20 protein-coding genes and 1 other annotated feature are annotated in these 24,679 nt (G+C 45.3%); of the genes, 4 read left to right on the top strand and 16 right to left on the bottom strand.

The features are described from left to right. Window positions 1-45: 45 nt before the first annotated feature. Window positions 46-792 carry a prepilin peptidase gene (locus BLT53_RS10770; protein WP_090234744.1) on the bottom strand — a complete coding sequence of 249 codons (747 nt, stop codon included), beginning with the start codon at window positions 790-792 and terminating at the stop codon, window positions 46-48. A gap of 77 nt (window positions 793-869) precedes the next feature. Further along, on the bottom strand, window positions 870-2,171 hold the full coding sequence (locus BLT53_RS10775; RefSeq protein ID WP_090234747.1) for a bifunctional folylpolyglutamate synthase/dihydrofolate synthase: 1,302 nt from the start codon (window positions 2,169-2,171) through the stop codon (window positions 870-872). Window positions 2,172-2,272: 101 nt separating this feature from the next. Between BLT53_RS10775 and BLT53_RS10780 the strand changes: the two genes are divergently transcribed. Both BLT53_RS10780 and BLT53_RS10785 read left to right on the top strand, forming a co-directional pair. Beyond that, window positions 2,273-3,166: an ATP-grasp domain-containing protein gene (locus BLT53_RS10780; protein WP_090234749.1), complete on the top strand. Its 894-nt coding sequence runs from the start codon at window positions 2,273-2,275 to the stop codon at window positions 3,164-3,166. Continuing rightward, the gene (locus tag BLT53_RS10785; protein WP_090234751.1) at window positions 3,163-4,035 is read left to right on the top strand and encodes an ATP-grasp domain-containing protein; all 873 of its coding nucleotides are present in this window, start codon (window positions 3,163-3,165) and stop codon (window positions 4,033-4,035) included. Before BLT53_RS10780 ends, BLT53_RS10785 begins: the two co-directional genes overlap by 4 nt. A 19-nt stretch (window positions 4,036-4,054) precedes the next feature. Here the strand turns inward: BLT53_RS10785 and BLT53_RS10790 are convergent, their stop codons facing one another. Beyond that, the gene (locus BLT53_RS10790) at window positions 4,055-6,703 is read right to left on the bottom strand and encodes a valine--tRNA ligase (protein ID WP_090234754.1); all 2,649 of its coding nucleotides are present in this window, start codon (window positions 6,701-6,703) and stop codon (window positions 4,055-4,057) included. 45 nt (window positions 6,704-6,748) lie between these two features. Further along, window positions 6,749-6,989: a binding site (T-box leader), on the bottom strand. 185 nt (window positions 6,990-7,174) lie between these two features. Between BLT53_RS10790 and BLT53_RS10795 the strand changes: the two genes are divergently transcribed. Continuing rightward, entirely contained in the window at window positions 7,175-7,390 is a 216-nt protein-coding gene (locus BLT53_RS10795; protein ID WP_090234757.1) for a hypothetical protein, read from the top strand. Between the two features lie 24 nt (window positions 7,391-7,414). On the opposite strand, the gene ysxE is transcribed toward BLT53_RS10795, so the two are convergent. The 9 genes from ysxE to hemA form a co-directional block, all read right to left on the bottom strand. Further along, window positions 7,415-8,458 carry a spore coat protein YsxE gene (ysxE, locus tag BLT53_RS10800; RefSeq protein WP_090234759.1) on the bottom strand — a complete coding sequence of 348 codons (1,044 nt, stop codon included), beginning with the start codon at window positions 8,456-8,458 and terminating at the stop codon, window positions 7,415-7,417. Next, window positions 8,455-9,375, bottom strand: coding sequence for a hypothetical protein (locus BLT53_RS10805; RefSeq protein WP_090234760.1), 921 nt, complete (start codon window positions 9,373-9,375; stop codon window positions 8,455-8,457). Before BLT53_RS10805 ends, ysxE begins: the two co-directional genes overlap by 4 nt. A 14-nt stretch (window positions 9,376-9,389) precedes the next feature. Next, window positions 9,390-10,865, bottom strand: coding sequence for a LysM peptidoglycan-binding domain-containing protein (locus BLT53_RS10810; RefSeq protein WP_090234763.1), 1,476 nt, complete (start codon window positions 10,863-10,865; stop codon window positions 9,390-9,392). 218 nt (window positions 10,866-11,083) lie between these two features. Next, window positions 11,084-12,373 (bottom strand): glutamate-1-semialdehyde 2,1-aminomutase, encoded by a 1,290-nt coding sequence (gene hemL, locus BLT53_RS10820; RefSeq protein WP_090234767.1) that lies wholly within the window; start codon window positions 12,371-12,373, stop codon window positions 11,084-11,086. Window positions 12,374-12,391: 18 nt separating this feature from the next. Beyond that, the gene (hemB, locus tag BLT53_RS10825; RefSeq protein WP_090234769.1) at window positions 12,392-13,363 is read right to left on the bottom strand and encodes a porphobilinogen synthase; all 972 of its coding nucleotides are present in this window, start codon (window positions 13,361-13,363) and stop codon (window positions 12,392-12,394) included. Then, window positions 13,360-14,121 carry a uroporphyrinogen-III synthase gene (locus BLT53_RS10830; RefSeq protein WP_090234771.1) on the bottom strand — a complete coding sequence of 254 codons (762 nt, stop codon included), beginning with the start codon at window positions 14,119-14,121 and terminating at the stop codon, window positions 13,360-13,362. Before BLT53_RS10830 ends, hemB begins: the two co-directional genes overlap by 4 nt. After that, the gene (hemC, locus tag BLT53_RS10835) at window positions 14,118-15,050 is read right to left on the bottom strand and encodes a hydroxymethylbilane synthase (protein WP_090234773.1); all 933 of its coding nucleotides are present in this window, start codon (window positions 15,048-15,050) and stop codon (window positions 14,118-14,120) included. Before hemC ends, BLT53_RS10830 begins: the two co-directional genes overlap by 4 nt. A gap of 33 nt (window positions 15,051-15,083) precedes the next feature. After that, entirely contained in the window at window positions 15,084-15,911 is an 828-nt protein-coding gene (locus tag BLT53_RS10840; protein ID WP_090234776.1) for a cytochrome c biogenesis protein, read from the bottom strand. 38 nt (window positions 15,912-15,949) lie between these two features. Further along, window positions 15,950-17,290, bottom strand: a complete 1,341-nt coding sequence (hemA, locus tag BLT53_RS10845) for a glutamyl-tRNA reductase (protein WP_090234779.1) — start codon at window positions 17,288-17,290, stop codon at window positions 15,950-15,952. 307 nt (window positions 17,291-17,597) lie between these two features. Between hemA and BLT53_RS10850 the strand changes: the two genes are divergently transcribed. Next, window positions 17,598-18,074: a LiaF transmembrane domain-containing protein gene (locus BLT53_RS10850; protein ID WP_090234780.1), complete on the top strand. Its 477-nt coding sequence runs from the start codon at window positions 17,598-17,600 to the stop codon at window positions 18,072-18,074. 20 nt (window positions 18,075-18,094) lie between these two features. On the opposite strand, the gene yihA is transcribed toward BLT53_RS10850, so the two are convergent. From yihA to clpX, 4 genes are all read right to left on the bottom strand, one after another. Then, window positions 18,095-18,682 carry a ribosome biogenesis GTP-binding protein YihA/YsxC gene (gene yihA / locus BLT53_RS10855; RefSeq protein ID WP_090234782.1) on the bottom strand — a complete coding sequence of 196 codons (588 nt, stop codon included), beginning with the start codon at window positions 18,680-18,682 and terminating at the stop codon, window positions 18,095-18,097. After that, the gene (lon, locus tag BLT53_RS10860; RefSeq protein WP_090234784.1) at window positions 18,679-21,003 is read right to left on the bottom strand and encodes an endopeptidase La; all 2,325 of its coding nucleotides are present in this window, start codon (window positions 21,001-21,003) and stop codon (window positions 18,679-18,681) included. Before lon ends, yihA begins: the two co-directional genes overlap by 4 nt. A gap of 198 nt (window positions 21,004-21,201) precedes the next feature. Further along, window positions 21,202-22,875 (bottom strand): ATP-dependent protease LonB, encoded by a 1,674-nt coding sequence (lonB, locus tag BLT53_RS10865; RefSeq protein ID WP_090234786.1) that lies wholly within the window; start codon window positions 22,873-22,875, stop codon window positions 21,202-21,204. A gap of 157 nt (window positions 22,876-23,032) precedes the next feature. Then, on the bottom strand, window positions 23,033-24,307 hold the full coding sequence (gene clpX, locus BLT53_RS10870) for an ATP-dependent protease ATP-binding subunit ClpX (protein WP_061972586.1): 1,275 nt from the start codon (window positions 24,305-24,307) through the stop codon (window positions 23,033-23,035). Window positions 24,308-24,679 lie beyond the last annotated feature (372 nt).

A 24,679-nucleotide genomic window follows, 5' to 3' on the forward strand; every position in this document is an offset into this window, starting at 1 on the left:
GCCGATTTCATAGAACAAAAAGAAGGATTAATAGAATAAACTTCTTTAATGAATCCGACTGAAATAAAAGCCTGCTATCTCTTCATAAAAAAAGTAGGACAAAAGGATTCCTGCTGCCAGAAAAGGACCAAATGGGATACGCTGTTTCCTGTTCAGGCGTTTTAAAGCTAAACCGGCAGTACCAAAAACGGCACCCAAAAAGAGAGCGAGCATAAAAGCAAGCAGGACGGCCTTCCACCCAAGAACAATACCGGCAACCCCCATCAGCTTTATATCTCCTCCTCCCATACCTCCTCCTGATGTGGCTGCAATGGTATATAGAAGCCCGAATCCGAGCAAAAACCCGAAAAGGGGATCCCATGCCGAGCCAATCTGGACCCAGGATCGAAGAAGGATAAAGAGCCCCCCGAAAAACAACAGAATACAGTCAGGGATGACCATATACACCAGGTCGGAGACCGTGATAATGGCCAGCATGGAAATGAGTGACCATATAAGGAGCAATTCAAAGGACCAGTCCAGCAAAAGCAGCGAAAACATAAAAAGCAAACCCGTAAGCAGCTCTGTTACCGGGTAAAGAATCAGGATTTTCTCTTTGCATCCTCTGCAACTCCCCCGTTGAATCACCCAGGATACCACCGGAATCATCTCATACCAGCCAAGCTTCCGATCACAGGCGGGACAGCTGGAACCAGGATATACAATCGATTTCTTTTGCGGAATCCGGAGCCCCGCAACATTGCAAAACGACCCGATAACCAGCCCAATAAATAAAATAAAGGCATTTTCCAATTGGTCACACCATCTCCAATCATCTTTTACAACCTATGTTTACTTTACTATCGGACATTTGGCAGGAGAGTTTATATTCACTCTTTAATGGCTATAAAAAAAGCTTTCACCTTTCCAATAAAATACAGAGAACCAGTGACAAGAAGCACTTCTTCCTCCTTTGTGGATTGCAGGAGGTGCTTCAGTGCTTCCTGCCAGTTTTCCGTATATGTTTTTTTAACCATTGCACTTTTCTCAAAAAGTGCTTTTCCACAGTCTGCACGTGGGTGTTCAAAACCTGTAAAGGTAATGGAAGAACTGATTTTCTCCAACGGCTTCAGCATTTCTCCAGTATCTTTATCCTTCAATGCTGCAAAAAGAACATGAACGCTTCTGCCGCCAAAGTGGCTTTTCAGTGTCTCACCCAACGCGCGAATGCCTTCAGGATTATGTGCTCCATCGAGAATAATAGTTGGCACACCTTCCAGCACCTCAAATCTTCCAGGCCATCGCGCCTTTTTAAGTCCCGAAATGACAGAATCCTCATCAATAACCCAGTTCATTTCGTGTTTTAAAAGATCAACCGCCATTAATGAAAGGCCAGCATTTCTTACTTGATGCTCACCTGCCATCCCTAATTCCACTTGTCTTCTTTTGGAATAAAAAGAGCTGAATGAAAAAATCTCTTTCCCTCCTCCACTTCTTTCAGAAAGAACACTGAACTCGTGTCCAAGCCGGAAGCATGGGGAGGAACATTGGGTGGCACGCTGTTCAATGACAGCTGCAGCCTCTGCCTGCCCAACGGCTGTGATTATCGGAACACCGTTTTTAATGATTCCTGCCTTGTGGGACGATATTTCTGAAAGTGTCGAACCGAGCATGTTCATATGATCATAGCCGATACTGGTGATCACCGAAAGAACCGGCGTAATAACATTGGTTGCATCCGTTGTGCCCCCGAGCCCCGTCTCTATTAAACAAAGATCGGTGGAGGATTGGTGAAAATACATAAACGCCGCCGCTGTCACCACTTCAAACTCGGACAGGCTGCCAAGACCGTCCTCTTCAAGTTCAGAAATCAACGGTTTCATCTGGTCAAGGATTTCTTTCAGTTCCCGGTCTGAAACCATCGTTCCATTGATTTGCATATGCTCCCTGACATTCACAAGGAACGGAGAAGTAAACGTACCGACCCTGTATCCCTGCTCTATGAGGATGGAAGCCATCATTTGGATGGTGGATCCCTTACCGTTTGTACCTGCCACATGAATGCAGGTAAGCTTCGTTTCCGGATGGTCCAGTTTTTGAAGGACGGACCTCATTCGTTCAAGACCCATCTTCATTTCCCCGGTATTTTTCAGCTGCAGGTATTCATTGATATCCTTATAGGATGTAAACACATCTGCTTCCTCCTTTTTATTGTGATATCTCTACGAGAAGGATAAAATAAAATAGACTTTTACTTAGCTTTTGAATAGCTATGGATATACGGAGGAATACCATGTCACAAATTTCCTGCTGGATTATTTATAACGGCAACCTGCCGCAAAAGAAATTTATGGATTTTGCCCGATGGACGGCGTCAGCTGCCCGAAAGAAAGGAATCAAACCTACTATCATCAAAAACAATGATTTGCTTGTTTCGTTTAAGAAGGGAACACCTTTTCTTGCCGGGCGTTTAAAAGAAGAACGGCCGGACTTTGTTCTTTTTGGCGATAAAGATATCTTTCTTGCAAGACAGCTCGAAAACCAGGGAATACCGGTCTTTAACTCTGCAGACTCGATTGAAATCTGCGACAACAAGTCAAGGATGTATCAGACGCTTGCCAACCATGGCATCCTGTTTCCAAAAACCATTATAGCACCTAAAGTATTCGGTGAACTTTACGATGACAGCCATTACGCTACGGTGATCAAGGAAATCGGATTTCCGATGGTCGTAAAGGAAGCGTATGGATCATTTGGCATGCAGGTTCACCTTGTCCAAAATGAAGTGGAACTGCTTGCTTTGATGAAGATATTAAAAAACACAGAGTATGTATTTCAGGAGATGGTTGTCTCAAGCTACGGCCGCGATGTCCGGATCAATATTGTGGGCGGAAAAGCGGTGGCTTCCATGCTGCGATATTCAGATACAGATTTTCGCGCCAATGTCAGTTTCGGCGGAAAAACAGAGCCTTATACTCCGACCAGAGAGCAGGAAGAGCTGGCTGCCGCCTGTGCAGAGGCAGCAGGAACTGCCTTTGCGGGAGTGGACCTGCTTTTTGGTGAAGACGGCACCCCAATTGTTTGTGAAATCAATTCCAACGCCCATATTCGAAGCATTTTTGATTGTACTGGAATTGATGTTGCCGACGATATGATGAATCACATTTTAAGGACAATTCAATCATGAAAGCAGGCTGGTTAATATACAGTGAACCGGACGCTGTAAAAAACGCTTCCTTTATCGGCTGGCTTAAAGCGGAAGCAGCCTTGGCCGGTCTTTCGCTTGAATTGAAGTTTGCGGAGAAGTTTGCCTTTGGAGTTAAGGATAACAAACTCTCTTTGTACTATGACTTAAAAGAGATGAAATTGCCGCACTTTGCTGTCGTCCGTACCATTCAGCCCCTTCTCTCCCGACAGCTGGATAAAATGGGACTCAAGCTCTTTAATTCCTCATCGGTTTCAGCTGTGGCCAATGACAAAGCACGGACCCACCAGCTCCTTGCTGAAGCGGGCATCCCGATGATGGACACTATTTTCATACATCCCTCTTTTTTTCAGATGCAATCGATGCCTTTTGATTTTCCTTTGGTGGCTAAGCTTTCTTCAGGAAGAGGGGGCCAACAGGTTCATCTTGTGAGTACAGATAAAGATCTTCAAAATGCATTGTCTACACATCCCGAGCAAGAATGGATCCTTCAAAAATTAGCGCCAGATGCCGGGAAGGATGTCAGGGTATTTGTCGTCGGCAACAAAATTGCAGGTGCCGTTCTCCGAAGTTCATCGAATGATTTCAGGGCAAACTATTCGCTCGGCGGCCAGGCGGAATTTTATCATCTGCAGCCCGAACAGACCGCCCTCGTTGAACGAATCCTTTCTTGTTTTGATATTGGAATGGCCGGCATCGATTTTCTTCTAGATGAAAAAGGAGCTTTTATCTTTAATGAGGTGGAAGATGTGGTCGGAAGCAGGACACTCAGCGCTACTTCCGACATTAATATCGCCAGACTTTATATGGAGCATATCGCCGCGAACTTAAAAGAGCCTGAAAGTGATTAACCACTTTCAGGCTCCTTTTTTACGCTTTTAATTCCTGAATACGCTGAAGAACTTTCTCGCGTTTCTCGCTGTAGTCTTTTTCTTTCGCCCGTTCTTCTTCAATTACTTTCTCAGGCGCTTTTTTCATAAAGCCTTCGTTGCCCAATTTCTTTTGAACACGCTCGACTTCTTTGTTGTATTTTTCAACTTCTTTTTCAAGGCGCTGAATTTCTTCTTCAAGATTGATCAGTCCTTCAAGCGGAAGATACATTTCTACTCCCGTAAGAACCGCACTCATGGATTTATCCGGTGCTGATAGTCCAGTTCCCAGCTTCAATGAACTTGGGTTACAGAATTTCTCAAGGTACGCACGATTGGCTTCCAATGCTTGCAGAACCTCTCCACTCTTCGCGTTGATCTGGAGTTCGATCGGTTTGCTTGGAGCGACATTCATTTCAGAACGTATGTTGCGGACGGTTCGAATCATCTCGGTCACCAGGTTCATATCCTGAGCCGCTTCAGGGAAGTGGAGATCTTCACGTTTCTTCGGCCATTCTGCAACTGTAATGGACTCACCTTTGTGGGGAAGGTGCTGCCAAATTTCCTCGGTAATAAATGGCATAATCGGATGGAGGAGACGCAGCGTGCGATCCAGAACATATGCCAGTACGGAACGGGTGGTCTGCTTAGCTGCCTCGTCTTCGCCGTATAGCGGCAATTTCGCCATTTCGATATACCAGTCACACAAGTCATCCCAGATAAAGTTGTACATAAGACGCCCAACTTCACCAAATTCGTACGTATCAATCAGCCTTGTCACATTTTCTGCTGTTTCATTGAACCGCGTTAAAATCCATTTGTCCGCCAGATTCAGGTCACCAGTCAAATCAATTTCTTCCTCTTTTAAGCCATTCATATTCATGAGGGCAAAGCGGGAAGCGTTCCAGATTTTATTTGCAAAGTTCCAAGTGGATTCTACCTTTTCCCAATAGAAACGAAGATCATTCCCCGGTGAGCTACCAGTGGAAAGGAAAAAACGAAGCGCATCGGCACCATACTTTTCAATTACATCCATCGGATCGACACCGTTTCCGAGTGACTTACTCATTTTGCGTCCTTCTGAGTCACGGATCAGGCCGTGGATGAGAACATCGTTAAATGGGCGTTTGCCAGTGAACTCCATCCCCTGGAAGATCATGCGGGCAACCCAGAAATAGATGATGTCATAGCCTGTTACAAGTGCATTGGTAGGATAGTACCGTTTGAAATCAATCGAATCCTCATCCGGCCAGCCCATTGTGGAGAACGGCCAAAGTGCGGAAGAAAACCAGGTATCAAGAACATCCGTATCTTGTTCCCAGTTATCCACGTCTTGGGGTTCCTCATGACCGACGTAAACTTCACCTGTTTCCTTATGATACCAGGCCGGGATTCTGTGCCCCCACCACAGCTGTCTTGAGATGCACCAGTCGCGGATATTCTCAATCCAGTGCAGGTAGGTTTTTTCAAAACGGTCCGGCACGAAGTTCACTTTTTCTTCTGTTTTTTGAAGCTCGATCGCTTTCTCGGCCAATGGCTTCATTTTTACAAACCATTGAGTGGATAGATAAGGCTCAACAACAGCACCGCTTCTCTCGGAATGTCCGACAGAATGCATATGCTCTTCAATCTTGAACAATACACCCGCATCCTGAAGATCGTTCACGATTTGTTTTCGGCATTCGAAGCGGTCCATGCCTTGATAGTCGCCTGCATTTTGGTTCATTTTTCCGGATTCATCCATAACGAGGACACGTTCAAGATTGTGGCGGTTTCCAATCTCAAAGTCATTCGGATCATGAGCTGGTGTGATTTTCACCGCACCCGAGCCAAATTCCATATCGACATAATCGTCTCCTACAATCTCAATCTCGCGGCCTACAATTGGCAAAATCGCTTTTTTGCCGATGAGGTGCTTGTAACGGTCATCTTCCGGGTGAACAGCGATTGCTGTATCCCCAAGCATGGTTTCCGGGCGGGTGGTTGCCACTTCGATATGGCCGGACCCATCCGCCAAAGGATATTTCATATGGTAGAACGCACCTTGAACATCCTTGTAGATCACTTCGATGTCAGAGAGCGCTGTTTTCGTCTCTGGGTCCCAGTTGATGATATATTCCCCACGGTAAATTAAACCTTTTTTGTAAAGGGTGACGAATACTTCACGGACAGCGTCGGACAACCCTTCGTCAAGTGTAAAGCGCTCGCGGGAATAATCGAGGCCAAGACCCAGCTTTGCCCATTGCTTTCGGATAAATTCTGCGTACTCGCCCTTCCACTCCCAGGCTTTCTCCAGAAACTTTTCCCGTCCCAAGTCATACCGGGAAGTACCCTGTTCACGGAGCTTTGCCTCGACTTTCGCCTGAGTCGCAATTCCCGCATGGTCCATTCCTGGCAGCCATAATACATCATAGCCCTGCATCCGTTTGGCACGGCTCAAGATATCTTGCAGGGTAGTGTCCCATGCATGCCCGAGGTGCAGCTTACCGGTAACGTTTGGCGGCGGAATTACGATGGAGTATGGTGTTTTCTCCTCATCGCCTGTTGCTTCAAAAAATTTGCCGTCCACCCAGTACTTGTACCAGGTTTCTTCGGTTGCCTTCGGATCATATTTCGTCGGCATTGAAAGTTCTTGTTTTTCCGTCGACATGAATGTCTCCTCCTTCATCTTTCCAATAAAAAAAGCCCCTCCGTCTCAAAGGACGAAAGAAGCATGTTCGCGGTACCACCTTTGTTTGCAAAAAGCAAAAACATGGCTTTTTGCACACTCATTGACGGATAACGGTTTTTGCCGTCTTCTTCTAAAAAGAACAAACTCTTTTCAAAGAAGCTGCTCCAGGGCGACCTTCCAGCGCTGTTTCCTTAGAAAATCTCTCAGCTTTGATTTTCCTCTCTTTAAGGACAGTCGGTGTACTCTTCCCTTTCAACGCAATTCATATCATTTTATTGATCATATCCTATTTTAACTAGTGAATCGGGAAAACGTCAATAGCTTTCCCCTTTGTTGTAACAATTATTCTATTCACCCAAAACAAAATGGTGCATTCACGGTTTTATTCACACTGGAGAACGCTAATGAATAACCTGGTTATTAACCCAGATGAACGAAGGAAGGATTATGATGCCAAGACGCTATTTTAAAAGAAACCGAAGACCGCCATTTAAATTCCAGGTGCCTGAATGGCTGCGGGCCGCACGGGACGTGGTCAGCCAATTTACCATACCGCTTATTGTATTCCAAATTATCCGTACCATCCTTTTTCCGTCCGGCATTGACTTCATGATTATTCTTATCCTGGCTATTCTGCATTTTTGTTTTTCCTATGAAGTCCTGTAAATCAAAAAGATCACATATAGAAATCTATATGTGATCAGTGTTTATATTGGTATCCAGAGGCTGGGGTGGCGGTGGTGTCAGGATCAGGTCACAGAAGTCACGGATATGCCGCATTGCCGAAATCCGCTTTTCAAGTCTGTGGACAAACTCAATTTGACTGTACCGCTCCCTTTGATGCCGATATAAATCAACGGAGTGAAAAAGGGGTTCAGGATAGCTGATATAGCTGACGAGCAGGCTTTTTTCCTCGTCCAGGAGCGGGATATGCCTCTGATACAGCGATAAAAGCCGTCCTCCCTCTTCCTTCGTCCAGTTTGAAAGGTGTACTGCTTTTCTAAAAAAGACCGCCAAATCTCTTACAGGCGTATCCAAAACAGCTTTCTCAAAGTTTAAAAGATGCGGCTCTCCGTGATGGGAATATAACAAATGATTACGCGAGAGTTTGCCGTGGCACAGCACACTTCGGTACCGCTTTTCGGAATGACACGCATCATACCAGTCCTTCAGACGACGTTTGGCGTCTTCAGCCATTCTCATCATATGATGGAAATGGCTCAAATAGGTCAGTTCAAAAGGAGACATATACGGCATGCGTTCGGACTCTTCCGCAAACCGTTCCATCTCAAGCTGCCGGGACTCCCAGCGCTGCATCAAATACTGAAACGAATGATCTACCACTTCAGGAGAGAAGTCCTGCTCCTTGAGCGTCAAGAAATGGATCTTGCCGATCTCTTCAATGATCGCTTCTTCCCTTGTTAATCCAAACCGGTCTCCCCCCGCAAACCAGGGCATCAGGTAATAGGTTCTGTTGCCATATTGCACCGTATAGTCTCCGTACTTTGTAGGATAGAGCGGGACAATTTGGTGATAGCCGATTTCGGACAACCTGTGGATCACATGAGTAAACCAGCTCGCTTCTTCTTCATTCAATGAGGTTTCTTTCAGCGCAAATGTCCCTCTTCTGGAAATTACCTTTTTGACTTTGCCTACTTCCTCAATTTTTTCGGGATAGAGATCATATTGAAACAGAATCGGACCATAATTAACCGTTTCGTTTGAATGGCTCACAGGGCCACCCTCTTTCGTTTATCGTCCATCCAGTCGGTAAAACAGTGGAGAAGAATTCTGTTAAAATCCCAATCTTGTTCAAACGATTTCACATAACTGACGATGTGGGCCAGCTCTTCATTTTTCAACTGAACCACGCAATCCTGAAGCTCCCATGGCGTTAAAATCTCTGCAAGAAGCAAATACCCCTGTTCCCTCTCAAGTGAAAAATGTTCGTTTATACAGGTTAAAAGTTTCCTGAGCGAATACGGGCCGCACTCTTTCAGCCACTCTGTCAACAGCCTGCGCAGCGGCTGGTATCCGTGCTCTGGATAGTCATCGCTTCCCCGGTAAAACAGGATATTGAAAATCTGTCCGCCATTGTTCATGTGGGTGTCCGAATCAAACAGCGGCAGCGGTACATGGCTTGAAGCTTTTTTTAGTTCCATTGCAAGATTAAGCCGTTTATTTGCTTCCGGCAGTGAGTTTTTTACACTCACCAGTTCATTGTATTCTTTACTCAGCTTATGGATGGCCGCGAGACAGGCATCAAACGAATAGTGATCTTCCTTTGTAACGGAGCTGAACTCCTCCTGAAGTTCAAGCCCTGCCTGCAGCATGTTGCCGATCAATAAGCCCCACCTTTTTTCATGGCCACTTCGTTCATGTGTTCCTTCGACATAATCATGAAGTGTCAAATACTCGCTTCCCATATCCACCCACGGCTTGCCTTCTGATGTCCGTATCATCCGGTCAGCAACAGCGAGACTGTTCTTGCCTACCTCATCTCTCCACCGGACATGCCAGTCAAGAAGCGCGCGATCCTTCCAGATTCGGATTTGTTTTACCCCGCAATCGGTATTCACAAGAATATCTTTTTCTTTCCAGGTTACCTTTTGAAGTTCATAATTTTTCTTAATCTCAAATAGTATGGTCATCTCTTCCACCGCCCCTAACGGCTATGCGAGAAGGGAATGTAAATAATCTGGCCTTCATTGACTTCTTCCTGGTTGATTCTGTTCACCCTGAGTAAGGAATGGATGGAAACGTCATACCGCTCGCAAATACTGTCCAACGATTCTCCCCGCTGGATAATGTACATTTTTACTTTTGAAAACTTTTCTTCATTACCGGAAAGCATTTTTGTCAGATACAAAGCATTTTCTTCTTTTCGTGAAGGGGCAGTATGCTCCGCTTCTTCTGGCTCTTCTTCATAAACATGTTCTGCATTTTCACCGGTAACGACATCTTCGGTTTGTGCATAAGAGAACGGAGAATAGGTTTCAGGCCGTTGTTCTTCAATCTGTGCGTAATCATGTGAATCGGTGTCAGGCCGTTGTTCTTCGATCTGTGCATAATCATGTGAATCGGTGTCAGGCCGTTGTTCTTCGATCTGTGCGTAATCATGTGAATCGGTGTCAGCCCAGCTGTCCTCCACTGTAACGGTTTCTTCCTGTTGAAACGCGGGCACTGGCGGTACAGGCGGTGTATATGAAGGTGTATAGTAGGATATCGATTTAAGCGCCGGAAACGCCGTTTCTTCTTCTGCCTCTTCACCTTGTTCTTCCTCCGTTTTCATAGCCGGCTCTTCTGCAAGCGATGAATAATCATCATCCTGCCGGTTGTAGTAGATGGCAGGCTCTAAGAAATCATCCACTTCCGGTTGATCCGGAACAGGCATTTCAAAATGCTTTTTGGATTCAAAGGAGAAGGGCGCAAAGATTTCCTCTTCCGCATCCCTTGGTGTCTCTTCCTCCTGTTCTTCAGGCTGCTCGTTTTCATACCTCGCCTCAAAAGCAGGAATTTCAAAGGCTTCAACCGCCTCTTCTTCGTCATTGCTTGTAAAAGATTCAAATGCTTCTTCCTCGTCATTGCTTGTGAAAGATTCAAACGCTTCTTCCTCGTCATTGCTTGTGAAAGATTCAAACGTTTCTTCAACCGGTTGTTCCGAAAACTCCTCTTCCTCTCGTTCGCCAGCTTCTTCATTGCTGTCGAGAATCCCTGATATGGAAACAGACGCCGTCAGCTCCAGGCATGTCGGATTAGGGAGTTCATAATCAAAGGCATCAACCAGGATAAAAACTTCTTCCAGCCGCGGCACACGCGATGATGGAATCGTGATGTCTACCGGGAACCGGTGATCAAGTTCTGCAATTCCTTCATCATTCATTTTCAATTGGGTCAATGATCGGTAGGATACCTGCTCTCTTAGCGAACCGGTCTCCAAATTAAGCGAACCGCCCTCATCCAATACACATGGACGGTACTCACCATGCAGCTTCAGGGCTCCTTTAACACAAACCTGGCCATTTTCCTCTGTAACCTGAATTTCCGGCTCCATGGCCATTGATAAAACTTCCGCAACTTCCTGTCCTTTCTTTAACCAGACCGACTCCTCAATGGAGAAACGCAGTTTCGATGGATTCAACGCCTTTCTCCTCCTTTCAGCCAAATATCATACATTACAGGATTATGAACAGGTTGGTAAAAATATGATTGGAAAAGCAAGAAAGAGGAAGCCGCAGATTTAGTTTCTTGTTTGCACAACAAAAAAACTGCATCCGGTATAACCGGTGCAGTTTTTTTGTTGAAAGGGATGTTCCCCATTCTTGCCATGGAAATAGTGTATTTCCGTTCGCAATACACTTATTTTTTCAGCTGGGAAAATGCTTTTTCACAAGCCGCTATTGTTTTTTCGATATCGTCATCACTATGTGCGGTAGAAAGGAACAATCCTTCAAACTGAGATGGAGGAAGGGAAATACCCTCTTCCAGCATCGTCTTGAAATAAGACGCAAAATAATCCAGATTGGAAGTTTTGGCACTTTCATAATCCACAACATCCTGGTCTGTAAAGAAGAATCCAATCATAGAGCCGGCACGGTTCAGGCTGTGCGGGATTCCGTATTTTTCAGCTGCCGCTGCAATTCCTTCTGCCAGACGGTCTCCCTTTTTTACAAATTCTTTGTACGATTCAGGAGTCAGCTGGGACAGCGTTTCATATCCTGCCGCCATGGCGAGAGGATTTCCAGAAAGTGTACCTGCCTGATAAATCGGGCCACTCGGAGCTACTTGCTCCATGATTTCCTTCTTCCCGCCATAGGCACCGACCGGAAGGCCGCCACCGATTACCTTGCCCAGACAGGTAAGGTCAGGTGTTACGCCAAAATAGCCTTGCGCACAGTTGTAATCGACGCGGAAGCCGGTCATTACCTCATCAAAAATCAGCAGTGAACCGTATTGTTTTGTTACTTCACGAAGACCCTCAAGGAATCCCTTTTGCGGAGGGACAACACCCATATTTCCGGCAACTGGCTCCACAATGATACACGCGATGTCTTCACCGAACTGTTCAAAGGCAAAACGGACACTTTCAAGATCATTGTACGGAACGGTTATCGTGTTTTTGGCAATGGACTCAGGAACTCCCGGGCTGTCTGGCAGTCCCAGTGTAGCCACTCCTGAGCCGGCTTTAATGAGAAGGGAGTCCCCATGGCCGTGGTAGCATCCTTCAAATTTCAAAATCTTGTTCCTGCCGGTATAGCCTCGGGCCAGACGCAACGCACTCATTGTCGCTTCTGTTCCAGAGTTGACCATTCGGACAATTTCAATGGAAGGGACTCTTTCGACCACAAGCTCCGCAAGCTTTGTTTCCCACTCGGTAGGAGCCCCAAAACTGGTGCCCAGTTCAGCGGTTTTTTTCAAGGAATCTACGACTTTCTCATCGGCATGTCCCAAAATAAGCGGCCCCCATGACAAAACGTAGTCAATGTATTCATTGCCGTCAATATCATAGATTTTGGAGCCTTTTCCTCTTTCCATATATACCGGATCCATATTCACCGATTTAAAAGCACGCACCGGGCTGTTTACACCGCCTGGCATATACTTTTTTGCTTCCTGGAAAGCAGCGCTTGATTTTTCAAAGCTTCTCATGTTTATAACCTCCTGTCCTTAACGGTTTAACCAGCGTGAAACATCCTTTGCATGATAAGTGATGATTAAATCAGCGCCTGCGCGTTTCATTCCAGTCAGCGTCTCCATCACAATGCTTTCTTCATCAATCCAGCCGTTTTGGGCCGCCGCTTTAATCATGGAATACTCCCCGCTCACATTATAGGCAACAAGAGGGAGCGGATAGCGGTCCTTAAGCTCACGAAGTACATCAAGGTAAGCCAAGGCCGGTTTTACCATTAGGAAGTCTGCACCTTCCTCAATGTCAGATTCAGCTTCACGAAGAGCCTCCATGCGGTTAGCATGGTCCATTTGGTATGACTTTCGGTCACCAAATTGCGGAGAGCTGTGAGCTGCTTCACGGAACGGACCGTAATAAGCAGATGAATATTTAACAGAATAGGACATGATCGGTACATTTAGAAATCCGGCTTCGTCCAACCCTGCTCTAATGGCCGTTACAAATCCATCCATCATGTTGGATGGAGCAATAACATCGGCTCCCGCTTTTGCCTGGGAGACCGCTGTATTCGCCAATGCTGCAAGCGATTCATCATTCAGCACTTCTCCGTCTCTGATAATGCCGCAATGGCCGTGATCTGTGTACTGGCACAAACACGTATCGGCAATCACGGTAAGCTGTGGAAATCTCTCCTTAATCATTTTGATCGCCTTTTGGACAATTCCGTTATGGTCATAAGCCGAGCTGCCGACTTCGTCTTTATGATCCGGCACGCCAAATACCATAACAGAACGGATATTGAGATCCACTAGCTCCTGCATTTCCTCATAAAGATAGTCAAGAGATACGTGGTAAACGCCAGGCATTGATGGCACTTCCTGCTTGACCTTTTCACCTTCTACAAAGAAGATCGGATAGATGAGATCATCTGTATGCAAATGTGTTTCTCTGACTAGCGCACGCATGCTTTCACTTGTGCGCAATCGTCGGTGTCGTTTAAAGTTCATCATTGTTTCCCCTTTCCGAAAAAAATCCTCACCGTGTCTATTATACCTTCTTCCGTATAATCATTGGCAGTAATCAGCTTACGAAAGCCGGTTGCTTTTGCTCTTGAAGCAGTTACCGGTCCAACACAGGCAGCGGGAACGTCTTGATAATCAGCCAGCCGGCTGCCGATGGTCTCACTAAAAAATGAGATACTCGAAGGGCTCATAAAAAGGAGCAAGTCCACCTTGGCTGGAAGCTGCCCGGCATCTAGAACAGGGTTCTTTTTTGTTTGATAAACAATCATTTCCGTGACGTCCGCTATTCCGGCAAGCGTTTTTTTAACGGTTGACTTCGCCAGGTTACCTTTAGGAACCAGCACCTTGCTGCCTGGTGTAACCGTGCGCTTTAAGAGAGCTGCGAGCTCCCGTCCCTCAAATCGTTCAGGGATTAAATCCACATAAATTCCCTGTCGTTCCAGACTTTCTGCTGTTTTTCGCCCCACGGCTGCAATCTTCATGCCAGCCAGGGACAACTTCTCGGCTTGCAGCCATTCAAAGAAATAGCGGACCCCGTTGATGCTTGTAAAGACGACCCACTCAAAGGCATCAAATTCCCGCCTTATTTCTTTTGCAGTAGCGCCCGGCTCTGCTTTTGTAATATGCATCACCGGAAAGCTGACCGCTTCTGCCCCTTCCTCCCGCAATTTGGATAAGAGCTTCCGGGATTGTTCAACTGCCCTAGTAACTACAATTGTCTTTCCCGTTAACAGACTGGCATTCATATGCCCAAATCTTTCTTTACCTTCTCTAAAATATCTGCTGCTCCTTTATCTTTCAGAGTGCCAGCTAATTCAACACCAAGCTTTTGTGCATCATTTGAAACGGCATGTTCTTTTATGATGGTTTTTCCATCAGGAGTTCCCACAAGACCGGTTAAAGAAATCTCGCCTGTTTTTGTTTTTTCCGCATAAGCCGCAATCGGCACCTGGCAGCCGCCTTCAAGTGTGTAAAGGAAAGCCCGCTCCGCCATTACCGTTTCAAACGTCTCTTTATCATTTATTTGCTGAAGAAAATGAATGAGCTCTTTATCGTCTTCTCTGCATTCGATTGACAATGCTCCCTGACCCACCGCCGGAAGACTTGTGGTGACAGACAGGTATTCTGTTACCGTATCACTGGACCAGCCCATACGCTCAAGGCCTGCCGCAGCGAGTATAATCGCGTCAAATTCTCCTGAACGCAATTTTCCGAGCCGTGTATCAATATTACCCCTGACGGACTTAATAGAAAGATCCGGTCTTGCGTTCAAAATTTGAGCAGCGCGGCGCAGGGAGCTTGTACCAACGACCGCGCCGGACGGAAGATCTTGCAGAGAGTTGTATTTCTCTGAAATAAACGCATCACGAGGATCTACACGCTTAGGTGTACACCCGATCATCAAGCCGTCTGGAAGTACTGAAGGCATATCTTTCATACTATGTACAGCCATATCAATCTCTTTGTTTAAAAGAGCCTGCTCGATCTCTTTTACAAACAGCCCTTTGCCCCCTACTTTGGAAAGCGTTACGTCAAGGATGACATCCCCTTTGGTAACGATTTCTTTTACCTCAAATTCAAAAGGGCACCCGAGAGCTTTTAACTGGTCAATAAACCAATTGGTCTGGGTTAGCGCCAATTTACTTCGTCTTGATCCTACTACGATTTTTCTCATCTATTTAAAACCTCCTACAAGATTGCCGTTTACCTACTGATACCAAAAATGAAATTCGGTCAGCGTCGATGCCAGAAAATAATTGATCAGGACAATCAGAAAGGCCGCCGTGTTCCACACAGCGAGGGTTTTTCCCTGCAGTCCCCTGGCTACTTTTTGATACAAAAAGATACTGTACACTGCAATAACCACAAAGGATGAAATCACCTTTGCATCTAGCAGTGAAAAGTCCTGTACTTTTAAGAATGCCCAGATGACACCCAATATTAAACTCAATAAAAGAATGGGTACTCCTGTTATATTTAAGCCGTAGGACAGCCGTTCCAGCGTAGAAAGGCTGCCAAGGCGCTGAAGTCGTTTGTTCCACTTCTTCTGTTTCAGCAGCCTGTGCTGCAGCAGGTACATAATTGAAAAAATAAACGAAAGCGTAAACGTGCCGTACGAGATAAATGCCATGGTCACGTGTATGACCAAAAGCTCGGAAATGAGCCTGGTCGACATTTCGTCACTGACCCGTTCACCCGGAGCAAACAGATTAATAGACATGATCAGAAAACCGAGCACATTGGTGAAAAAAACCAAAAAATCGATTCTGAAAAACCAGTTTAACACCAACGATAAGGTGACCAATATCCATGCATAAAAAAACAAGCCCTCGAAAGGCGTCAAAATAGGCGGGCGCCCCATTTCAACCATACGCTGGACGAAAAAAACCGACTGCAGTACCCAGACAATAGAAAGCAACCAGAAGGCGATTCGGTTAGCCTTCCGGTTGTTTTGTAAAAAGTCGATAAAATAACCTATAATGCTCAGCGCATATAAAATAATGGTCGTATCGTATATCCAATTTGCGTTTTGCATATCAGAAACTCCCCTCTAGGAGCCCAGTGACATCTCCTTTACAGAGGCAGGGAAGGAGATGCTTCACGTAACTTTGATGTTTCTTTTTCCGTTTTCAGCTCTTGCCGTTTCACCTCATCTTCAAGCGCAAAAATTTTGGTGAAAAATTCAAGCGCTTGATCTGCCCCAGGTTCCCCAGCCTGCTCTTTAATTCTTACAATCGGATCGCGGAGCAACTGATTGACAATGCTTTTCGTATGCTTGCTCAGCACCTTCTTCTCACGATCACTCAAATGCGGCATCTTCCGTTCAATGCTTTGCATTGTTTCTGCCTGTACAGCGAGCGCTTTTTCACGCAGTGCTGTAATCACCGGCACTACGCCGAGCATGTTCACCCATGATTGAAAGGCTACAATTTCGCCTTCAATCATAATTTCAATCTTTTCCGCCTCTTTCTTACGTTCTGCCAGGTTGGCTTCGACAATGCCTTCGAGGTCATCAATATCATAAAGAAAAACACTTTCCAACTCGTTTAAACCTGGATCCAAGTCGCGCGGAACAGCGATATCCACCATAAACAGCGGACGGCCTTTTCTTTGCTTGAGAACGGATTGAACCATTTCCTTTGTGATGACATAAGATTCTGATCCAGTTGAAGTAATAACAATGTCAGCGATGTTAAGCACACTGCCCAATTCTTCCATAGGGTGTGCAGTCCCATTGAATCGTCCGGCCAGCTCGAGCGCTTTTTCAAACGTCCGGTTCACGACATGGACACTGGCAACACCGTTGCTGTGAAGGTGCTTCGCTGTTAATTCACCCATTTTACCGGCACCGACAATTAGAATATCCTTTTTTTCCAGGCCGCCAAAGATTTTCTTTGCCAGCTCAACCGCGGCATAGCTTACTGACACGGCGTTTTCCCCGATTTCTGTTTCGGAGTGGGATCGCTTTGCGAGTGTTATTGCCTGTTTGAAAAGATGGTTAAAAATCGTACCTGTTGTTCCCTCTTGCTGTGCAAGAAGAAAACTGTCACGGACCTGTCCAAGAATTTGAGTTTCCCCCAATACCATTGAATCCAGCCCGGCAGCCACTCTGAATAAATGTTCTACAGCAATCTCTTCCTCACGAATAAAAAGAAATGGATTCAAGTCATTCGTCTCAATGGAGAACCATTCTGCAAGAAAAGATTTCATGTAATAACGGCCAGTATGTAACTGGTCGACGACCGCATACACTTCTGTACGGTTGCAGGTGGAAACAATTGTGCATTCGAGAATACTTTTTCTTGCCCGCAATGCCTTATGTGCTTCCGCCAATTCAGTTGGCTGAAATGAAACTTTCTCTCGAATTTCAACAGGTGCGGTTTTGTAATTTAAACCGACAACAAGGATGTGCATCCCACTCACCCCCTTTTTCTCATCATAAAACTGCAGTAATTATCCTAATCCATTATAACATGTATAAGAAAATAATCATTCTAAAAATGTGAACAGACTATGAAACGTATGCTATCATAAATAAAGTGCAACTCGTTGGATTTACTCCGAACAATAAGTACTTCCCTATTCTGTCCAAACTGTTACAAACTATAAAAAAATCTTGGTTTCTAAAAAAAAATAATTGTGATACCCATATAAAAATAACAAATTTCGACCCTTTTAGCAAAGGATTGATTTATGTTTTTTAATTTGTTTGGAGGTAACAATGAGAGGTAAAGGAAGTTTTTCAGGTATTGTACTGCTGGGAATTGGACTATTTTTCCTTGCTCAGCAAATGAAAGTTACATATGTTGCTCCCTATTTAACATGGCCAACGTTTCTGATTATTATTGGATTGGCTTTTCTTGTTCAAAGTTCTGGAGGAAAGGATGGCGCGAGTTCATTTTCTGCCATACTCCTGCTTGGGTTGGGAATTCATTTCCACGCGATCCATCGTATTGACAGCTGGCCCAATCAGCCGTCAACCATCATTCTGATCATCGGTCTTGCTTTTCTGTATATGTACAAGCAGACGAAAGAAGGTCTGCTAGCAGGGATCGTGCTGATTGCCATCGCCGCATGGAATTTCTTCAACAAGTCACAGACACCGTCAATTACAGAATGGTTCTCTTCTGTGGAAGGGTTTTGGCCGTTTGTACTCATTGCTGTCGGTGCGTATTTTGTCTTTATCAAAAAAAAATAAACCAGAGCCTAGGCTCTGGTTTATTTTTGTATATAGTTCTGAATGGTGCTCCATGCTGCATCTTTTCCGTATCCTGTTTCCGATGAAAACAGCAGCAATGGATCTTCCGGTTTCTTTTTTAACGTGTCGCGCACGACTTTCAGATGCTTTTCCCACTTTCCTTTTGGGATCTTGTCGCATTTGGTCGCCACGACAATGACCGGAATTTCATGATATTTCAGCCAGTCATACATCATCACGTCATCCTTGGATGGAGCATGGCGCACATCAACCAGTTGAATGACCGCTTTAAGCTGGGGCCTTTCCATGATATAGCGTTCAATCATCCGTCCCCAGGCTTCCCGTTCTGTCTTTGAAACCTTGGCAAAACCATACCCCGGCACATCCACAAAATATAGCTGCTCATTAATAATGTAGAAGTTGAGCGTCTGGGTTTTCCCGGGACGCGAAGAGGTACGTGCCAGGTTCTTTCGGGCAATCATCTTGTTAATGAAGGAGGATTTCCCGACATTTGAACGGCCTGCAAGGCCGATCTCCGGGAGCTGGTCTTCTGGGTATTGCTCTGGTTTTACGGCTGATATTACAATGTCTGCTTTTGTTACTTTCATTTACTATCTCCTACTAATGCATGTTTTAGCACTTCATCCAGATGTGACACCGGAATAAAGGCAAGGCTGCTGCGGACGCTTTCCGGGATGTCATCAATGTCTTTTTCATTTTCTTTTGGCATGATGACCGTCTGAATCCCCGCCCTGTGAGCACTGAGGGACTTTTCTTTTAAGCCGCCAATTGGCAGCACGCGTCCCCGCAACGTAATTTCACCGGTCATTCCCACGTCCTTACGCACCGGTTTGCCTGACAGAGCTGAAACCAGGGCTGTGGCAATCGTAATTCCTGCTGACGGCCCGTCCTTTGGTGTCGCTCCTTCCGGAACATGGATATGGATATCGGTTTTTTCATAAAAGTCCGGATCGATATCAAACTCTTTTGCTCTGGAACGGACATAACTGAGCGCCGCCTGTGCGGACTCCTTCATGACATCTCCAAGCTTTCCTGTCAAAATGAGTTTTCCTTTCCCCGGTGTAAGTGCCACTTCAATGGAAAGCGTATCTCCGCCTGCTGTAGTGTAGGCAAGCCCTGTGGCTGCTCCCACCTGGTCTTCCATCTCGGCCTGTCCATAGCGGAAACGGGGTTTTCCAATATAATCCTCCAGGTTGCGCGCCGTAATGGTTACCCTTTTTTTCTCACCCGATACCAGCTGTTTGGCCGCTTTTCGGCAAAGACCCGCAATTTGCCTTTCCATGCTTCTTACTCCGGCTTCCCTTGTATAATTGCGGACCAGTTTAAGGATGGCATCCTCCTTCAGCTGGAACTGTGATTTTGCCAGACCATGATCTTTTAACTGTTTTGGAATGAGGTGATTCTTCGCAATATGCACCTTTTCCACTTCCGTATAACCCGCAATCGAAATAATCTCCATACGATCAAGGAGCGGGCCTGGAATGGTTGCAAGACTGTTGGCTGTTGTAATAAACATTACTTTTGACAAATCATAAGGCTCTTCAATGAAATGATCGGAGAATGAATTGTTCTGTTCCGGGTCAAGCACTTCCAATAATGCAGAGGATGGATCTCCCCTGAAATCATTGGACATCTTGTCGATTTCATCAAGCAGGAAGACCGGATTGATGGTACCCGCCTTTTTCATGCCCTGAATGAGACGGCCCGGCATCGCTCCCACATAGGTTCTGCGGTGGCCACGAATTTCCGCTTCGTCACGAACACCGCCAAGCGAAATGCGGACAAAGTTTCTGCCGATGGCCTTTGCAATGGAACGGGCGAGAGAGGTTTTACCTACCCCCGGAGGGCCCACCAGGCAAAGAATCGGTCCTTTAAGTGAATTGGTCAGCTGCTGAACAGCCAGGTACTCAAGAACCCGTTCTTTGACTTTCTCAAGCCCGTAATGATCTTCATTGAGAATTTTCTCGGTCCGTTTAATATCGAGGTGATCTTTTGTCTCCTTTGTCCAGGGAAGATTGATCAGCCAGTCAATGTAGTTCCGGATCACAGCACTTTCTGCTGATGAACCCGGCATCTTCTCATAACGGTCCAGCTCTTTCAACGCGATTTCCATGATCGTTTCAGGCATATCCGATTCTTCAATACGGTCCCTCAGGCTTGAGATTTCGCCAGTTTTTCCTTCTTTATCGCCAAGCTCCTTCTGGATCGCTTTCATCTGCTCACGAAGGTAATATTCCTTCTGTGTTTTTTCCATTGCTTTTTTAACGCGCTGCCCGATTTTTTTCTCAAGGCCCAGCACTTCTTTTTCATTATTCAGAATCGAGATGAGATGATTCAACCGGTCCTTCACTTGATTGATTTCAAGGATATGCTGCTTTTCTTTGATTTTCAATGAAAGATGGGAGGAGATGACATCTGCCAGCCGGCCTGGTTCCTCGATATCCTGAACAGAAGCGAGGGTTTCCGGAGTCACTTTTTTTGATAAGTTTATGTACTGCTCAAATTGCTGAAGAGCCGTCCTCATAAGGGCTTGTGTTTCCAGATCCTTTTCGCCCTGATCTTCCATCAGTTCTACTTCAACTTCCAAATACTCTTCCCGGTCGATGAATTGCGTGATCTTACCTCGCTGAATGCCTTCTACGAGCACACGAATGGTCCCGTTCGGCAATTTCAGCATCTGATTGACTTTTGAAAGGGTACCAATTTCATATATTTGTTCTCCGCTCGGGTCTTCAACAGCGACTTCCTTTTGTGTGGAAAGGAAGATATGCTGATCATCAAGCATCACTTGCTCTAATGCCTGTACTGATTTTTCCCTTCCTACATCAAGATGAAGCACCATGGTGGGATACACCAGCAGGCCGCGAAGAGGAAGGAGGGGAAGGATGCGGGTAGTTTTTTCGTCCATTAAACACACCTCCGAATACTGCTTACTGTATTGAATGATTTCAAATGCGTGCAGCCCAGTTTTATACTCTGGCAATTTCTTTGACAAATGCCAAAAGCGGCCGAAGAAATTCTACAGCCTTTGTACAATTCTACCCATAAAGAACCGTTTTGTCTAATCACAGGTTGTTTTTGGGCCATCGAAAGCAAAGCCCCCTCTTTAAACGGATTTTGGAGGGGACTGTAAATAGGCAGACGCTGGAATCGCCTGTTGATTTTCTTTATCCAGATCAGGAAATGCATGCTGAAATACTTGCGTTAACTTTGTGACCGGAATGATCTCAATCCCGTCAATTTCCCTTAGAATGGCCTGATCATTGTCTTTCGGAATTATGACTTTTTTCACACCGGCTAATTTTGCCGCGAGAACTTTCGCCATAACTCCTCCAACCGGTTTCACTTTCCCATGAACGCTTATTTCACCCGTCATTGCCAATTCGTTGTCGATCGGTATATCGTGGACAGCCGAATAAATGGAAGTAGCTATTGCTATTCCAGCTGACGGGCCGTCAACAGGTCCGCCGCCCGGGAAATTCACATGAATATCATACAATGATGCATCAACATCCATTTTCCTTAAGACGGTGAGAACGTTTTCAACCGATCCTTTTGCCAAGCTTTTTCTTCTGAAGGATTTTGCATTATTTCCGATTGATTCTTCTTCGACAATACCTGTTATTGTAAGCGTACCCTGTTTTTTTGCAGGTAAAACTGTAACTTCAATTTCAAGTAGAGCTCCGCTGTTCGGCCCATAAACAGCCAGTCCGTTGACCAGCCCGACTTTAGGCATATCTGCAATTTTGTGCTCCGGACGGGGTGTCATCTGGCTGGAATGGATAACCCACTCGATATCCGATTTTTTAATAAAATCCCTGTCCTCCGTGATAGCCAGCCCAGCTGAAATCTGCATCATATTTACCGCTTCCCGGCCATTTTTTGCATATTGCGCAAGAAGCTGCAATGTCTCATCATCAACTTTCATATTGACCTTATCGGCTGCCTTCTTAGCGATTTGCTGAATTTCGGGTGACTGCAGTTCTCTAAAGAATACTTCCAGGCACCTGGAGCGGATGGCGGGAGGAATTTCATCCGGCGTTCGTGTGGTCGCCCCGATCAGCCTGAAATCTGCTGGAAGCCCATTTTGAAAAATATCATGAATATGTGTAGGGATCGTTGTATTCTCTTCATTATAATAAGCACTCTCAAGAAATACTTTGCGGTCCTCCAGCACTTTCAGTAGCTTGTTCATTTGAATGGGATGCAGTTCACCTATCTCATCAATAAATAGCACTCCCCCATGCGCATTGGTGACCGCTCCCTGTTTGGGCTGCGGAATGCCGGCCTGCCCCATTGCCCCTGCTCCCTGATAAATAGGATCATGGACAGAACCGATTAATGGATCAGCGATGCCTCGCTCATCAAACCTGGCCGTCGTGGCATCAAGCTCCACAAATACAGCTGCAGGTCGGAACGGTGAGTTGCGGTTCCGTTTTGCTTCCTCAAGCACAAGTCTCGCTGCTGCGGTTTTTCCGACTCCCGGCGGTCCATAGACAATTACATGCTGGGGGTTAGGACCACACAGTGCTGCGTGAAGCGCTTTGATCCCGTCCTTCTGGCCGACAATATCTGCAAACGTCCCTGGACGCACACGCTCAGAAAGCGGTTCCGTCAATGAGACAGAACGCATTTTTCGTAATTGATCCATTTCTTTTCTTGACTCTTTATCTATACTCACTTTTTGTGTACGCTGATTTTTCAACAAGTTCCAAAAGTAAAGTCCAATCACGATTCCAAAGAAAAGCTGAATGAGTAAAGCGATTCCTGTCCAGTTCATTTCTTCCTCCCGAAATTTTTTTATGATCCTAGTATCTCCGAGTGGCCAGAGGACTAAACAAAAAAAATAGAAATGAGGAAAACTTGAACGAGACCAAGAACAGGCTTTGTTTCAAACAAAAATAAAAAACCAGCCCGAGGGCTGGCTTTTTACGTAATTATGCACTTTCCTTTGGTGTTTCTTTTTTCGGTTCAACGATCGTTCCATCCTCAAGCTCGAGTTTCGGTGGAACTTTATCAGAAACCGTTTCTTTTGTAATAATGCACTTGGCCACATCTTCCCGGGATGGAAGCTCGAACATCACATCGAGCATCATTCCTTCAATGATAGAACGAAGTCCACGAGCTCCGGTTTTACGCTCAATCGCCTGGTTGGCAATTTCGGAGAGCGCTTCATCCGTGAATTCAAGTTCCACTCCATCAAGGTCAAGGAGCTTTTGATATTGTTTCACCAGTGCGTTTTTCGGTTTAGTAAGAATCTCAACTAATGCATCCTCATCAAGCGGCGTCAGGCTTGCAGTTACAGGAAGACGTCCGATAAATTCCGGAATCAAACCGAAACGAAGTAAATCTTCCGGCAATACTTTCGCAAGATATTCTCCTGCTTTTAGTTCAGCCTGTCTTGATTCGGAACTGAACCCAATTACTTTTTTGCCCAGGCGGCGTTTAATAATCTGTTCAATCCCATCAAACGCACCACCGCAAATGAAGAGAATATTGGTAGTGTCGATTTGGATAAACTCCTGATGCGGATGTTTTCTTCCGCCCTGAGGAGGAACACTTGCTACTGTACCTTCAAGAATTTTTAGAAGTGCCTGCTGAACGCCTTCCCCGGAAACATCTCGAGTAATGGACGGATTTTCAGACTTTCTGGCAATCTTATCAATTTCATCGATGTAGATAATACCTTTTTCCGCTTTTTCCACATCGTAGTCAGCAGCCTGAATCAATTTAAGCAAAATATTTTCTACATCTTCCCCTACATACCCTGCTTCTGTGAGAGATGTGGCATCGGCAATGGCAAACGGCACATTGAGAATGCGCGCCAGCGTTTGGGCCAATAATGTTTTACCGCTACCTGTCGGCCCGATCATGGCAATGTTACTTTTCGCCAATTCTACTTCATCCGATTTTTGGGAAGAATTAATGCGTTTGTAATGGTTATACACCGCAACGGAAAGAGACTTTTTCGCCTGCTCCTGACCAATAACATACTCATCGAGTATCTTGCGGATCTCCATCGGTTTTGGAACTTCTTTAAGCTCTACATCCTCTTCTGTACCCAGTTCTTCTTCCACAATTTCGGTACAAAGCTCGATGCATTCGTCACAAATATATACACCTGGTCCTGCTACCAGTTTACGAACTTGATCTTGTGTTTTTCCACAAAAGGAACATTTAAGTTGCCCTTTTTCGTCATTGAATTTAAACAATGAAATCACCCCTAAACCTTAAATTGAATGAAACCCATTAACTGTTCATCATCCTGATGTTGGATGCTTGTTTCATTACTGTGTGAGCTTGAACTAGTGCTGCACGCTGATTTCATTTCCGCAAGTTATGTATTGGATTGTATCATATTACCCCTTTAGAACGGAAATAAAAACCCTTCATTGGCATTTAATAGTATGTATTAGCATAAATGGACTGTTTTTGATGTGTTCTATAAGTATTAACCTTATGGCTTATTTTAAAACCTGATTCACGAAAATAAAGCCTTTAAAAAAGTTTCCATAAAAAAGCCGAATTTCCTGCTGGCCAGGTAAATAATTATATAAAACAAGGCACGAAAATTTCGTGCCTTG

It is taken from the genome of Fictibacillus solisalsi (genome assembly GCF_900103485.1).
Lineage (GTDB): Bacteria > Bacillota > Bacilli > Bacillales > Fictibacillaceae > Fictibacillus_C > Fictibacillus_C solisalsi.